Below are 13,893 nucleotides of genomic sequence, written 5' to 3'. Positions count from 1 at the left end.
TTAAGTCCTGAATCTGATGCGCTCAAGCCTCGGCAGCCAGGACACCGACCAGGATTCCTCCCATGCTCAGATGGTGCTCGCGTTCAATCTTCCTCCAAGTGGTTCTCGGACTGGTGCTCGGCATCGTCTGCGGGCTGACCCTTCCCGAATACTCGGCTCAGCTCAAACCGCTCGGTGACGGTTTCATCAAGCTGATCAAAATGCTCATTGGCCTGATCGTGTTCTGCGTAGTGGTCAGCGGCATCAGCGGTGCCGGCGACCTGAAGAAGGTCGGACGCATCGGCCTCAAATCAGTCATCTATTTCGAAATCCTGACCACCATCGCCTTGGTGATTGGTCTGGTGTTCGCTTTCACCACCGGCATCGGCAGCGGCGCGAACATTCATCTGGATCAGCTTTCCGCTGCCGACATGGGCGACATCGCCCAGCGCGGTCAGCACATGCAAACCACCTCCCAGTTCCTGATGAACCTGATCCCGACCTCGGTAATCGGTGCCTTCGCGGAGAACAACATTCTGCAAGTCCTGCTGTTTTCAGTGCTGTTCGGCAGTGCGCTGAACCTGGTGGGCGAAGCTGCGTCGGGTATTTCCCGGCTGATCAATGAACTGAGCCACGTGATCTTCCGCATCATGGGCATGATCGTGCGCCTGGCGCCGATCGGTGTGTTCGGCGCCATCGCTTTCACCACCAGCAAATATGGCCTGGATTCGCTGCAGCACCTGGGCAGCCTGGTTGGCCTGTTTTACCTGACCTGCGTGGCGTTTGTGACATTGATTCTCGGCCTGGTGATGCGCCTTTCGGGCCTGAAGATGTGGCCGTTGCTCAAGTACCTGCGTGAAGAACTGCTGATCGTCATGGGCACCGCCTCGTCCGATGCCGTGTTGCCACAAATCATGCGCAAGCTGGAGCACCTTGGCATCGGCAGCTCGACGGTCGGCCTGGTGATTCCTACGGGTTACTCGTTCAACCTGGACGGTTTCTCGATCTACCTGACCCTGGCCATCGTGTTCATCGCCAATGCCACCGGCACACCGCTGGCCATGACCGACCTGCTGACGATTCTGCTGGTGTCGCTGATCACCTCCAAAGGCGCCCATGGCATTCCCGGCTCGGCACTGGTTATTCTCGCGGCAACCCTGACGGCCATTCCGGCAATTCCCGTCGTGGGCCTGGTACTGGTGCTGGCAGTGGACTGGTTCATGGGCATCGGCCGGGCGCTGACCAACCTGATCGGCAACTGCGTCGCCACGGTGGCCATCGCGCGCTGGGAAAAAGACATCGATATCCAGCGGGCGAACAAAGTGCTTTCCGGCCAGGTGGGGTATACCTTCCAGCCCAGGAAACCGGTAGGCCCTCCGCATCAGCAGGAATTCTGAACAATCGCCGTGCCTGCCCACGGGCAGGCACGGCCCTCAATCGTTATGGATGCTCATGGAGCCAACAGTGATCACCTCGTCGACCGTCGTGAATTCAGTCGTAGAAAAACTTCGGGCCGCTCTGGCCCGTGGTCAGTGGCGCTCGGGTGAAATGCTGCCGGGGCAACGGGAACTGGCCGAACAACTGGGCATCAGCCGCCCGAGCCTGCGCGAAGCAGTGACCGTGCTGGAGACCCTCGGACTGGTGCGCTCCATGCCTGGCAAAGGCGTGGTTGTGCTGGAAGCCAATCTGAGTGACAGCCAGACTCACGACAGCGCGGTGGCTGGGGCGAGCCTGGAAGACGTGCTGCAACTGCGTTACACCCTCGAGCCATTCATTGTCGGCCTGGTGGCACAGTCCATCAGCAGCAAGGAAATCGGGCAACTGCGCCTGACACTGATGGACATGCGCGAAGCCCTGGAGGCCAACGACAGCGAAGCCGGAGTGAACGCCTACATCGCGTTCCACGAAGAACTGTTCACCCTGACCTCGAACCCGATTTTCCAGAGTGTGGTGCAGCAGACCAGTAACGCCCTCAAGCAAAGCGCCGAGGTGCTGCGCAACTCCCCGGAGCATTTGGCTGAGCGCCTTGAGGAGAACGAAGCCGTGGTACGCGCTATTCGCAGCAAAAACAGCGCCCAGGCCAGCGCCGAGATGCGTCGGCACATCCTTCGGGAAGGCCAGCGGATGGGCATCGAATTGAATATTCCGGACGACAACCTCGTCACTTGAGTCCGCTTCGAACTGGAGACAAGCCATGAACAGCTTCGCCTCACCGCAAATCCTCACTGCCCTGCCCTTCCCGCGAGCGGACACCGGGAAACCCGCAGCGGATGATCTCTATTCACAGATATTCGATGCCATTCTCGAACAGCGCATCCATGCAGCCAGTCGCTTTACCGAAGACAGCCTGGCGCAGATGTTCAGCGCTCGACGCAGTGACATTCGTAGCGCGCTGACGCAGCTGTCCCATCAGCAGATCATTATCCTTCGGACCAATCATCGTCCCCGAGTCGCCGCGCCCGATGCCGAGCAGACTCGGCAGACGCTGCATGCCCGACGGCTGACCGAGATCACCTTGGCACAGCTAGCCTGCCAGCAGCCTCAAGCGAAGGATGTGCAACGCATGCGTGAACTGGTCAAGCGCCAACGCCAGTGCCTGGAGCGCGACCAGCGTGGCCCGGCGATTCGGTTGGCGGGGGAATTTCACCTGGCGTTGGCCGATATGGCGGGGAATGCACCGTTGGCGCATTTTCTTGGCAGTCTGGTGCCATTGACTTCGTTGGCGATTGCGCAGTTTGATGCGCAGGCAGGCGGTGATTGCGTGTGGCAGGAGCACGCCGAGATTGTCGATGCAGTGGAGCGTGAGGATGCAGTAATGGCCGAAATGTTGATGAGCCGGCGTCTGGATCATCTTGAAGAAAGATTGCTGAACGCTGGATCGTCGACCATTCGAACCCGTGCTGCCGGGTAGATCGCCGTAGGAGCGAGCTCGCTCGCGATGTACGTCAACGATTACGCGTTTCTTCTGAATGAACGCGTTATCCTTACGTCCATCGCGAGCGAGCTCGCTCCTACAAGGGCGTTCCGATCCCTTAATCGGCTGCAACCCGCGCAAACCCTTCACGAATCTTCTCTTCCGGCAAATCATCGGCAATGAACACGATCACGCTTTCGCGCGTTTCATCGTCAGCCCACTCCGTGTCCCAATCGAAGCCGTACAACTTCAATACCCCCTGAAACACCATGCGCCGCGGCTCGCCAAGGATATTCAATACACCTTTGTAGCGCAGCAATTGCTTGCCATGCTCTTCCAACAACTCGTTCATGAACTCGCTGAGCCTGTCGATATCCAACGGCTTGTCGGTCCGCAGCACCAGGCTGGAAATGCGGTCGATGGAAGGCGCCTTGCTGACGGGCCGTAAACTCACGCCGCCTCCAAGATCGGCGTTGAGATTGAAACCGCGCACATCGAGCAATTCGGCCAGGTCGATCTTGCCGTGGTCGACTATCCGGATCGGCGCGCGACGGTTGATCCGGGTCAGGCGTTCGCTCAATGCGGTGAAGGTCGCCTCGTCCACCAGATCGCGTTTGCTCACCAGCAGGCGGTCGGCGAAACCGATCTGGGCCTGGGCGATGGTCTGGGTCAGGTGTGTGTCGGCGTGCGCAGCGTCCACCAGGGTGATGATGCCGTCGAGGATGTAACGCTCGCGCAGCTCTTCGTCGATGAAGAATGTTTGCGCCACCGGTGCCGGATCGGCCAGGCCGGTGCATTCGATCACCAGGCGGTCGAAGGCGATTTCGCCGCTGTCCAGGCGTTCCAGCAGCAGGTACAGCGCTTTGGTCAGGTCGGTGTGAATGGTGCAGCAGACGCAGCCGTTGGACAGCGTCATGACTTGCACCGGTTCATCGCCCAATAGTTGGGTGTCGATGCCGGCGTCGCTGAATTCATTTTCGATCACAGCGATTTTCAGGCCGTGTTCGGCTTTGAGCAGGTGGCGCAGCAAGGTGGTCTTGCCGGCGCCGAGGAAGCCGCTGAGGATCGTTACCGGGATTGGTGTGAGCAAAACAAAAATCTCCCATGCGCTAAAAAAAAACTGTAGGAGCCCGGCTTGCCGGCGATGGCGTCCTTGAGATCGCTATCGCCAGCAAGCCGGCTCCTACAGGTTTGTATTGCCTAGTACTGCATTAGCAGCACTTGGGCCCACCCTTGCCACCGTAACGGGCTTCCTGACGTTCGCGGAAGAACATCTCGTAGCTCATCACCGGCTTGTCCGGGTGTTTGTTCTGCATATGCTCGACGTAGTTGTCGTAGTCGGGCATGCCGACCATCAGGCGCGCGGCCTGACCGAGGTATTTACCGAGGCGACTCAGGTCATTGAACATGCTGCAATCCTCGATCAAGCATCGGGCAGGGCCTGGAACGGTGCTTCTTTATCCGTACGTTCCTTGGTGCCCCAGGCGGCAATGCCGACCTTGAGCGCATAGAACAGGATACTGAACACCACGAACAGGAACAGTGCCGTCAGCGTGGCGTTGGTATAGGCGTTGTAAATCACGTGCTGCATCTGCTCGATGTTCTTGGCCGGTGCCAGTACCTGACCGTTGGCCAGGGCATCGCTGTATTTCTTCGCCAGTGCCAGGAAACCGATTGCCGGGTTGGCGTCGAACAGCTTGATGAAGCCGGCGGTGGTGGTGCAGATCAGCAGCCAGACCGCAGGCAGCATGGTGACCCAGACGTAGCGTTGACGCTTCATCTTGATCAGCACCACCGTCGCCAGCATCAGCGCGATCCCGGCCAGCATCTGGTTGGAGATACCGAACAGCGGCCACAAGGTGTTGATGCCCCCCAGCGGATCGATCACCCCTTGGTACAGCAGGTAACCCCACATCGCCACGCAACCGGCGGTGGCGATCAGGTTGGCGGTCCAGGATTCGGTGCGTTTCAGCGCCGGTACGAAGGAGCCGAGCAGATCCTGGAGCATGAAGCGTCCGGCACGGGTACCGGCGTCTACCGCGGTGAGGATGAAGAGAGCTTCGAACAGGATCGCAAAGTGGTACCAGAACGCCATGGTGTTTTCACCCGGCAGGAGACTGTGCAGGATCTGCGCGATACCGACCGCCAGGGTCGGCGCACCGCCGGCGCGAGCCAGGATGGTGGTTTCACCGATGTCCTTGGCCACCGCTTGCAGCGCTTCCGGGGTAATCGCAAAACCCCAGCTGCTGACCGTTTGAGCCACAGACACCACGTCACTGCCGACGATCGCCGCCGGGCTGTTCATGGCGAAGTACACACCTGGCTCGATCACCGAAGCGGCCACCATCGCCATGATCGCCACGAAGGACTCCATCAACATGCCGCCGTACCCGATGTAACGGGCATGACTTTCATTGGCCAATAGTTTCGGCGTGGTGCCCGAAGCGATCAACGAGTGGAACCCCGAAACCGCACCGCAGGCAATGGTGATGAACAGGAACGGGAACAGACCGCCCTTCCACACCGGCCCGGTACCGTCGATGAACTGGGTCAATGCTGGCATTTTCAAATCGGGCATGGTGATCAGAATGCCGATCGCCAGAGCAACGATGGTACCGATTTTCAAGAAGGTCGACAGGTAGTCACGCGGTGCCAGGATCAGCCACACCGGCAACACCGCGGCGACGAAACCGTAGCCGATCAGCATCCAGGTGATCTGCACGCCGGTGAAGCTGAACGCCTTGGCCCAAACCGGGTCGGCGGCAATCTGCCCACCGAGCCAGATCGAACCGAGCAGCAGCGCCACGCCGATCACCGAGATTTCACCGATGCGGCCCGGGCGGATGTAGCGCATGTAGAGGCCCATGAACATCGCGATCGGGATGGTCGCCATCACCGTGAACATGCCCCACGGGCTTTCGGCCAGGGCCTTGACCACGATCAGCGCCAGCACCGCGAGGATGATGACCATGATCAGGAAGCACCCGAACAAGGCGATGGTGCCGGGGATGCGGCCCATTTCTTCGCGGACCATGTCACCCAGGGAACGGCCATTGCGCCGGGTCGACAGGAACAGGACCATGAAGTCCTGCACCGCACCGGCCAGCACCACCCCGGCAATCAGCCACAGCGTACCGGGCAGGTAGCCCATCTGCGCCGCCAGAACCGGTCCGACCAGGGGCCCTGCGCCGGCAATCGCCGCGAAGTGGTGACCGAAGAGCACGTGTTTGTTGGTCGGCACGAAGTCCAGGCCGTCATTGTTGAGCACGGCGGGGGTGGCCCGGCGCGGATCGAGCTGCATCACATTGTTAGCGATGAACAAACTGTAGTAACGGTACGCAACCAGATAGATGGCCACGGCGGCGACCACAATCCACAAGGCGTTGATCGCCTCACCTCGGCGCAGTGCCACGACGCCAAGGGCGCACGCCCCCACGATTGCCAGCAACAGCCAGGGTATGTGGCGTAGCAGGCCATTATTATTTTTCATTTTATGATTCCAGCCAGGGTGGACAAGAAAGACAGCCATCCCGAGTTTAGCTTGCCTGACAACAAAGGCCATACCCCGATATGGGCCGGACGCCTGCCCTGGTCGCAGGCTGTGACATTACAGGTCTATAGTCAGCGGACATTTCGAGGATCGCGCCATGAGCGAGCACACTGATCGCCGCCACTTCAAACGTATTGCATTCAATGCCCGAACCGAACTGGGCCAGGGGGAATTTATCTGGCCGGTGAAGCTGATCGACTTGTCACTGAAGGGGCTGTTGATCGAAAAGCCGGAACCGTGGCTGGGAGATCGGGAACAGGATTTTTTCGTCGAGATTCATCTGAGCGATGACGTCGAAATCAGGATGGATGTGCAGCTGACCCACGAAGATTACGGCCAGCTCGGATTTGTCTGCAAGCACATCAGCCTGGAATCGATTGAGCGTCTGCGGCGGTTGATCGAGTTAAATCTGGGGGATCCGCAGGAGTTGGAGCGGGAGCTGGGCGCACTCATCGAAATCTGACGGCCGCTCCCACAGGGATTGTGTTCAACCAGTCAACTACTCGAACAACGCGTCCAGGGCCTGTTCCAGGCGCGTCACGGCAATAATCTGCAACCCTGGCGGTGCCTCCTTCGGCGCATTGCCCTTGGGCACGATGGCACGCTTGAAGCCGTGCTTGGCGGCTTCCTTCAAGCGCTCCTGACCGCTCGGCACCGGACGCACTTCGCCCGACAGACCCACCTCACCAAACACCAGCAAATCATGCGGCAGTGGCCGATTGCGCAAACTGGACATGACCGCCGCCATCAGCGCCAGGTCGGAGGCTGTTTCCAGCACCTTCACCCCACCGACCACATTGAGAAACACGTCCTGATCGTGAGTCGGAATACCGCCGTGACGGTGCAGCACCGCCAGCAACATCGCCAGGCGATTCTGATCCAGCCCCAGCGTTACCCGACGCGGGTTGGCCAGGTGGCTGTCATCCACCAGGGCCTGGACTTCCACCAGCATCGGCCGGGTCCCTTCCCAAGTCGCCATGACCACACTGCCAGGCACTTCTTCCTGGGCACGGGTCAGGAAAATCGCCGACGGGTTGGAGACTTCTTTCAAACCCTTGTCGGTCATGCCGAACACCCCCAGCTCGTTGACCGCGCCGAACCGGTTCTTCACCGCCCGCAGCAGACGCAAGCGCCCGTCGGATTCGCCTTCGAAATACAACACGGTGTCGACCATATGCTCCAGCACGCGCGGCCCGGCCAATGCGCCTTCCTTGGTCACGTGGCCCACCAGGAAAATCGCCGTGCCACTCTGCTTGGCATAGCGCACCAGCAACGCTGCGCTTTCGCGAACCTGGGAGACACCCCCCGGCGCCGATTGCAGTTGTTCCGTGAAAATCGTCTGGATCGAATCGATCACCATGACCTTGGGCTTTTCCTGCCGGGCCGTGGCGATGATGGTTTCGATGCAGGTTTCGGTCATGACCCGCAATTGATCCTGAGGCAAGCCCAGACGTCGGGCACGCATGGCCACTTGTTGCTGGGATTCTTCGCCCGTGACGTACAGGGCGGGCATGCTCTTGGCAAGATTGCACAAGGTCTGCAGCAGAATGGTCGATTTGCCGATGCCGGGATCGCCGCCGATCAATACCACCGAACCGTCCACCAGCCCCCCGCCCAGGACACGATCAAGTTCGCCGGAAGCGGTGGAGAAGCGCGGGATTTCTTCGACACTGACTTCGGCCAGGGTCCTGATCTGCGCCTGCTGACCCGTCCAGCCGGTGCGACCGCTGGGAGCCGCGGCGCCGCCGCTCTCGACCATGGTTTCCGTCAGGGTGTTCCAGGCCCCGCACTCTCCGCACTGGCCGGCCCACTTGGGAAAGGTTGAGCCGCACTCGGTGCAGCCATACATGCGCTTGGCCTTGGCCATCTGAACTCCCGGCAAAAACCGCGATGATAGCTCAGCTGGACTGGATCAGCGCGATACAGTTGCCCAGCGGATTGGCTACAGCAAGTTGCAGGCATCCTGGATGCATGTGCCATATTACAATTCGATTACAGCCCGGCAAAACTTATACAGTATTGCGCTTGCGCCCAATACAAACCGCAGCCTTAATCCATAAAACACCCATCATACTTATACAAACCCTGACACCCTCGATTCCGAGCGTACAATCTCGGCACACTATATCGAATTGATAAATGTTAATCGGTATATGACAGTAATCCTGATCTCCGACCCTCGTGAACATTGCGAGGAATCCTTTATCGAAACCGTGCAAAGCAATCAGTGAAACATCACTTGCACTTACCCCGACATAATCAGGTTCTATCTATCGAGCCGCTGCGGCCAGCAGATGCCATTGACCGAAGGACAGATGACCGCATGGGCAGGTGGCAAACTACTGGGGACGATCCGCTCCACGGGTTCTGCTCGCGCACAAATGATGGCGTTTTGTAAACTTTTCACCGATGCCCCGGTCGATAGCAAACGAACACTGTTAGCAGGTGTTTCGAGCAAGAAGCTTTTTGCTGAATTACACTGCTGGCACCTACCTCATCTGTAACAAGGAAATATCCAATGGGCGTGATCAGTGAGTTCAAGGCCTTCGCGGTCAAAGGCAATGTGATAGACATGGCTGTCGGTATCATCATCGGCGCCGCCTTCGGCAAGATCGTTTCGTCGTTCGTCGGCGACGTGATCATGCCTCCCATCGGCCTGTTGATCGGCGGGGTGGATTTCAGCGACCTGGCCATCACGCTCAAGGCCGCCAACGGGGACATCCCGGCAGTGGTGCTGGCGTACGGTAAATTCATCCAGACCCTGATCGACTTCGTCATCGTCGCCTTCGCGATCTTCATGGGCGTCAAAGCCATCAACCGCCTGAAGCGCGAAGAAGCCGTCGCACCGACCCTGCCGCCGGTTCCGACCAAGGAAGAAGTGCTGCTGGGCGAGATCCGCGACCTGCTGAAGGCCCAGAACAATCGACCTTCGGATGTGGGTATTGAAAAATGACGCCTCTGGCGTAATGCGGCCCACTGTAGGAGCTCGCTCCTACAGGCGCCGTTTGTTACCAGTAGTTTTCCACCGCGACCTGGCCGGGTCGCCGGCTGAGACTCAAGTGCATGTGACGCTGTTTAAGCAGCTTTCGCGTGTCATCGATCATCTGCGGGTTGCCGCAAAGCATGACTCGGGAATGCTCGGCTGTCAGGTTCACCCCGGCCGCCTGCTCCAGCTCACCATTTTCAATCAGGGTGGTGATCCGGCCATTCAACGCACCAGGATGTTGTTCGCGCGTGACAGTGGCGATGAACCGCAACTTGTGTGCGTGCTCCGATAAATAGTCACGCTGCGCCAGGCCTGCAAGCAGCGCTTGGTAAGCCAGTTCCCGGGCTTCGCGCACGCTGTAGACCAGGATGATTCGCTCGAATTTTTCCCAGACCTCGAAATCCTGCAGAATCGACAGGAACGGTGCCACGCCGGTGCCTGTGGACAACAACCAGAGATCACGCCCGTCGATAAAGCGATCCAGTGTCAGGTAACCGAAGGCCTGACGGTCCACCAGCAGCGTATCGCCGACTTCCAGCCGGCTCAGCTCACTGGTGAATTCCCCCCCCGGCACCACGATTGAGAAGAACTCGAGAAATTCGTCATAAGGTGACGAAACCATGGAGTAAGCGCGCCATACCGTGCCGCCATCGGCTTTGGTCACGCCTAGCCGGGCGAATTGCCCTGCTCGAAAGCGAAACCCCGGATCCCTGGTGGTCCGCAGGGTAAACAGGTTCGGGGTCAACGGCTGAACGTCGAGCAATGTCTGGCGCGTGAATTTTTCTACACTGGCGGTCATGGGTCGCTCCATACAACTGATAGCGTCCAGTGTCCCGCAAAGCACGGGAAGTTAACACCTACGATTTGTAGTGCCTTTACAAGGGATGACCAACTAGCTCAATTCACATTTTTTTCACAACTACCTGCATCCACGCGTAACAGGCAATTCATATTAAACCCGACATTCAAACTCCGTGTTGTATTAGAACTGGATATTTAGATTTTAATGCGCCGACAAGCTAAAAATTCTCACAACAAAGTAGGATTCGTCCTACACTCGGGACGTGCCGGATCTCGGATCCAATTTGGCACCAAACGAAAAGATAATGGAGACCCATGATGGAAAGGTGGATGGAGTCACAATTAAACCAACTGTCGTGCACTACGGAGATAGATACCGCCTACCGTATCGCACTCGGCTTTGCGAAAAATATAGGATTCAAATTTTTCGCATTTTCAACAACTTATCAGACGAAACTCGATCAATACGAAACTATCAAACTTAACAACTACCCGGCTGCCTGGAACAAGGATTATGAACAACAACAAATGAAAGCCGTAGACCCGGTAGTGGCTCATTGCAATCATTCGATGTTGCCGATTCTTTGGAGCGAAGAGCTCTTCGCTCATGTTCCAACGCTATGGGAAGCGCTTGAAACCCAAGGTCTGCAGCACGGATGGTCACAGGCCATTCATGACGAAAGAAGCGGGTTCTGCAGCATCCTGAGTCTGGCCAGAAGCCACTGCCCGATCACTGCGTTCGAGCTGTATGAGAATCTTGGCTTTTCAGTGTTCATGGGCCGCCATCTGCATGCGTTGATCACGCAGAACTTGCCCAAAAAAGCCGAGACACCGCCTGCTTCGCATTTATCCGCCAGGGAAATCGACGTATTGAAACTGGCAGCCGATGGCAAGACCGCGTATGAGAGCGCCAGAATTCTCAACCTCAGCCCGCGCACCATCAATTTTCATGTGCAAAGCGCGATTGTGAAACTCGGCGTCAACAACAAGATTGCGGCAGTCATCACCGCTGCCAAGGAAGGCTATCTGAACAGCAATGCGATGCGATGATCGATAAAACCTGCGAGTAATCCAAAAGAAAAAAACGTACCATTTGCGGTCCTTCCTGAGTGATGACGTGCGAAGCTCACGACGAAGTACGCTCGGATGGTCTCGCGCGCTACAAAAGCCCCCGGGTCGCGGGAGACCTGTTGATTGCCCCTGTTGATTTCACAGAGTTCCCGCGCCATGCCCTTGCTCGAAACACCTTTCGCCCGACTTGACCTGATCCGCCAGCCCGAACAGCAGAACGAACCGCTGCAGGCGTTTGATGCCGCGGATGAATACCTGCTCACTTTTCTGGCCGAACAGCAACCGGGCGCAGACTCTCGAGTGCTGGTGCTGAACGACAGTTTCGGCGCATTGGCCGCCAGCCTGCAGGGCAAGGTCCGGGTGATCAGCAGCGGCGATTCGTTCCTGGCCTTTCAAGGGCTGGAAAAGAACCTGATCCGTAACGGCCAGGCATTTGATGCGGTGCCGAGCGTACCTGCCAGCGAAGCGCTCACCGGGCCCTTTGACCGGGTATTGGTCCGGGTGCCGAAAACCCTGGCCTTGCTGGAGGAGCAACTGATTCGTCTGCAAGGTCAGCTGGCACCGGGCGCCCAAGTGATTGCCGGCGCCATGATCAAGCATTTGCCCCGCGCTGCGGGCGACCTGCTGGAGCGTTACATCGGGCCGGTGCACGCCTCGCTGGCGGTGAAGAAAGCCCGGCTGTTGATCGCTGACGCGGAGGCCAAAGTGCCTGCCGTCTCCCCCTACCCGACGCGCTATCGACTCGACGAGCCGGCGATCGAACTGCTCAACCATGCCAACGTATTCTGCCGTGAAGGGCTGGATATCGGCACGCGGGCCTTTCTGCCGCACTTGCCCGGGAACCTCGGCGCGGCACGGGTCGCCGACCTCGGTTGCGGTAACGGTGTGCTGGCCATCGCCAGCGCTCTGCAAAACCCGCAAGCCCTGTACACACTGGTGGACGAGTCGTACATGGCCGTGCAATCGGCTGCCGAAAACTGGCACAAGGCCTTGGGTGATCGGCCAGTCACCGTGCGTGCCGGGGATGGGTTGGCCGGGCAGGAACCCCAGTCTCTGGACGTGGTGCTGTGCAACCCGCCGTTTCACCAGCAACAAGTGGTCGGCGACTTCCTGGCCTGGCGGATGTTTCAGCAGGCACGTGAAGCCTTGGTGGTCGGCGGCGCGCTGTACATCGTCGGCAATCGTCACCTGGGTTATCACAGCAAGCTCGCGCGCCTGTTCCGGGGCGTCGAACAAGTGGCCGCCACACCCAAGTTCGTGATCCTCAAAGCCCGAAAATAATCCCGAAAAAAAACCCTCCGCGGGTGGAGGGTCGTAAATCCGTGCCGCAAGGCAACGGGACGGGATGTTGCGCAATCAGTGTGTCGACAAGCCCGCGGCGTTCATGAACATGCGCATCAGGCTGGCGACGATAAACAGCGCCACGACGCTGCCGGTCCAGATCATCGCCAGCCAGCCCAGCCGCTGCCACAGCGGCTTCTTCTCTGCTGCTTCGATTTCCTGCAAGGAATGTTTGCCTGCCATCATCGTGATCTCCTCTGAAACGGCGCAGGTATCAGGCCTGCGCCATTATCGTGCTCTTTAATGGTAGCCATCTTCGTGGGTGACCTTGCCGCGGAACACGTAGTAGCTCCAGAAGGTGTAACCCAGGATGAACGGGATGATGAACAACGTCCCCACCAGCATGAAGCCCTGGCTTTGCGGCGGGGCTGCGGCGTCCCAGATCGAGATCGAGGGCGGCACGATGTTCGGCCACAAGCTGATGCCCAGACCGCTGTAGCCGAGGAAAATCAGCACCAGTGTCAGCAGGAACGGCGTGTAATGCGCATTGCGGGCCACGGCGCGAATCAATCCGTACATGGTCACCAGCACCAGGATCGGCACCGGCAGGAACCAGAACAGGTTTGGCAGGGTGAACCACCGAGCGGCGATATCGGTGTGCGCCAACGGTGTCCAGATGCTGACGATACCGATCACCGCCAGCACCACAAACGCCAATGGTCGCGCCAGGTCATGCATCTGTTCTTGCAACTTGCCTTCGGTTTTCATGATCAGCCAGGTGCACCCGAGCAGCGCATAAGCCACCACCAGCGCCGCGCCACAGAACAGGGTGAACGGCGTCAGCCAGTCCAGCGAGCCGCCGGCGAACTGGCGGTTCACTACCGGAAACCCATCGATGAACGCACCCAGGGCCACCCCCTGGAAGAACGTGGCGGCAATCGAGCCACCGATGAACGCCTTGTCCCAGAGGTGGCGCTTGTGGTCCTTGGCCTTGAAGCGGAACTCAAAGGCCACGCCACGGAAGATCAACCCGATCAGCATGAAAATCAGCGGCAGATACAAGGCCGAGAGCACCACCGAATAGGCCAGCGGGAACGCGCCAAACAACGCCGCGCCCCCCAGAACCAGCCAGGTTTCGTTGCCGTCCCAGACCGGCGCGACGGTGTTCATCATGACGTCACGGTCGGTCTTGCCCTTGATGAACGGGAAGAGAATGCCGATGCCCAGATCGAAGCCGTCCATGACCACGTACATCATGATGCCGAAGATGATGATCACGGCCCAGATCAGCGGAAGATCGATACCCATGCT

General features: G+C 58.7%; 14 protein-coding genes. 7 read left to right on the top strand and 7 right to left on the bottom strand.

From position 1 onward, the window contains the following. The first annotated feature begins 62 nt into the window (after positions 1 to 62). The 3 genes from PMA3_RS03085 to PMA3_RS03075 all read left to right on the top strand — a co-directional run bounded on the left by PMA3_RS03085 (position 63) and on the right by PMA3_RS03075 (position 2,890). Positions 63 to 1,376, top strand: a complete 1,314-nt coding sequence (locus tag PMA3_RS03085; RefSeq protein ID WP_064675798.1) for a C4-dicarboxylate transporter DctA — start codon at positions 63 to 65, stop codon at positions 1,374 to 1,376. Positions 1,377 to 1,443: 67 nt separating this feature from the next. Continuing rightward, entirely contained in the window at positions 1,444 to 2,148 is a 705-nt protein-coding gene (locus PMA3_RS03080; protein WP_064675797.1) for a FadR/GntR family transcriptional regulator, read from the top strand. A 25-nt stretch (positions 2,149 to 2,173) separates the two neighbouring features. After that, entirely contained in the window at positions 2,174 to 2,890 is a 717-nt protein-coding gene (locus PMA3_RS03075; protein ID WP_064675796.1) for a GntR family transcriptional regulator, read from the top strand. 121 nt (positions 2,891 to 3,011) lie between these two features. Here PMA3_RS03075 and yjiA read toward each other — a convergent pair whose 3' ends face one another. The 3 genes from yjiA to PMA3_RS03060 form a co-directional block, all read right to left on the bottom strand. After that, entirely contained in the window at positions 3,012 to 3,983 is a 972-nt protein-coding gene (gene yjiA / locus PMA3_RS03070; RefSeq protein ID WP_064675795.1) for a GTPase, read from the bottom strand. 121 nt (positions 3,984 to 4,104) lie between these two features. After that, the gene (locus PMA3_RS03065) at positions 4,105 to 4,302 is read right to left on the bottom strand and encodes a YbdD/YjiX family protein (RefSeq protein ID WP_054616680.1); all 198 of its coding nucleotides are present in this window, start codon (positions 4,300 to 4,302) and stop codon (positions 4,105 to 4,107) included. A 14-nt stretch (positions 4,303 to 4,316) separates the two neighbouring features. Then, positions 4,317 to 6,383 (bottom strand): carbon starvation CstA family protein, encoded by a 2,067-nt coding sequence (locus tag PMA3_RS03060; protein ID WP_064675794.1) that lies wholly within the window; start codon positions 6,381 to 6,383, stop codon positions 4,317 to 4,319. Positions 6,384 to 6,540: 157 nt separating this feature from the next. On the opposite strand from PMA3_RS03060, the gene PMA3_RS03055 reads away from it, so the two are divergent. Further along, entirely contained in the window at positions 6,541 to 6,906 is a 366-nt protein-coding gene (locus PMA3_RS03055; RefSeq protein ID WP_064675793.1) for a PilZ domain-containing protein, read from the top strand. 36 nt (positions 6,907 to 6,942) lie between these two features. Here PMA3_RS03055 and radA read toward each other — a convergent pair whose 3' ends face one another. Beyond that, on the bottom strand, positions 6,943 to 8,310 hold the full coding sequence (gene radA, locus PMA3_RS03050; protein ID WP_064675792.1) for a DNA repair protein RadA: 1,368 nt from the start codon (positions 8,308 to 8,310) through the stop codon (positions 6,943 to 6,945). A 651-nt stretch (positions 8,311 to 8,961) separates the two neighbouring features. Between radA and mscL the strand changes: the two genes are divergently transcribed. Beyond that, positions 8,962 to 9,396, top strand: coding sequence for a large-conductance mechanosensitive channel protein MscL (gene mscL / locus PMA3_RS03045; protein WP_064675791.1), 435 nt, complete (start codon positions 8,962 to 8,964; stop codon positions 9,394 to 9,396). A 55-nt stretch (positions 9,397 to 9,451) separates the two neighbouring features. Here mscL and PMA3_RS03040 read toward each other — a convergent pair whose 3' ends face one another. Continuing rightward, positions 9,452 to 10,228, bottom strand: coding sequence for a ferredoxin--NADP reductase (locus PMA3_RS03040; RefSeq protein ID WP_064675790.1), 777 nt, complete (start codon positions 10,226 to 10,228; stop codon positions 9,452 to 9,454). Between the two features lie 320 nt (positions 10,229 to 10,548). Here PMA3_RS03040 and PMA3_RS03035 point away from each other — a divergent pair, with 320 nt between their 5' ends. Both PMA3_RS03035 and PMA3_RS03030 read left to right on the top strand, forming a co-directional pair. Next, positions 10,549 to 11,280, top strand: coding sequence for an autoinducer binding domain-containing protein (locus PMA3_RS03035; RefSeq protein ID WP_064675789.1), 732 nt, complete (start codon positions 10,549 to 10,551; stop codon positions 11,278 to 11,280). 177 nt (positions 11,281 to 11,457) lie between these two features. Then, a complete protein-coding gene (locus tag PMA3_RS03030; RefSeq protein ID WP_064675788.1) occupies positions 11,458 to 12,582 on the top strand; it encodes a methyltransferase in 1,125 nt (374 codons plus the stop codon). A 75-nt stretch (positions 12,583 to 12,657) separates the two neighbouring features. Here PMA3_RS03030 and PMA3_RS03025 read toward each other — a convergent pair whose 3' ends face one another. Together PMA3_RS03025 and cydB are read right to left on the bottom strand one after the other, a co-directional pair. Continuing rightward, positions 12,658 to 12,825: a DUF2474 domain-containing protein gene (locus PMA3_RS03025; RefSeq protein WP_064680606.1), complete on the bottom strand. Its 168-nt coding sequence runs from the start codon at positions 12,823 to 12,825 to the stop codon at positions 12,658 to 12,660. 57 nt (positions 12,826 to 12,882) lie between these two features. After that, the gene (gene cydB / locus PMA3_RS03020; protein ID WP_064675787.1) at positions 12,883 to 13,890 is read right to left on the bottom strand and encodes a cytochrome d ubiquinol oxidase subunit II; all 1,008 of its coding nucleotides are present in this window, start codon (positions 13,888 to 13,890) and stop codon (positions 12,883 to 12,885) included. Between the last annotated feature and the right edge of the window lie 3 nt (positions 13,891 to 13,893).

It is taken from the genome of Pseudomonas silesiensis, assembly GCF_001661075.1.
Classification (GTDB): domain Bacteria; phylum Pseudomonadota; class Gammaproteobacteria; order Pseudomonadales; family Pseudomonadaceae; genus Aquipseudomonas; species Aquipseudomonas silesiensis.
The sequence above is the reverse complement of the archived record's forward strand: the minus strand, read 5'-3'. Positions and strand labels throughout refer to the sequence as shown.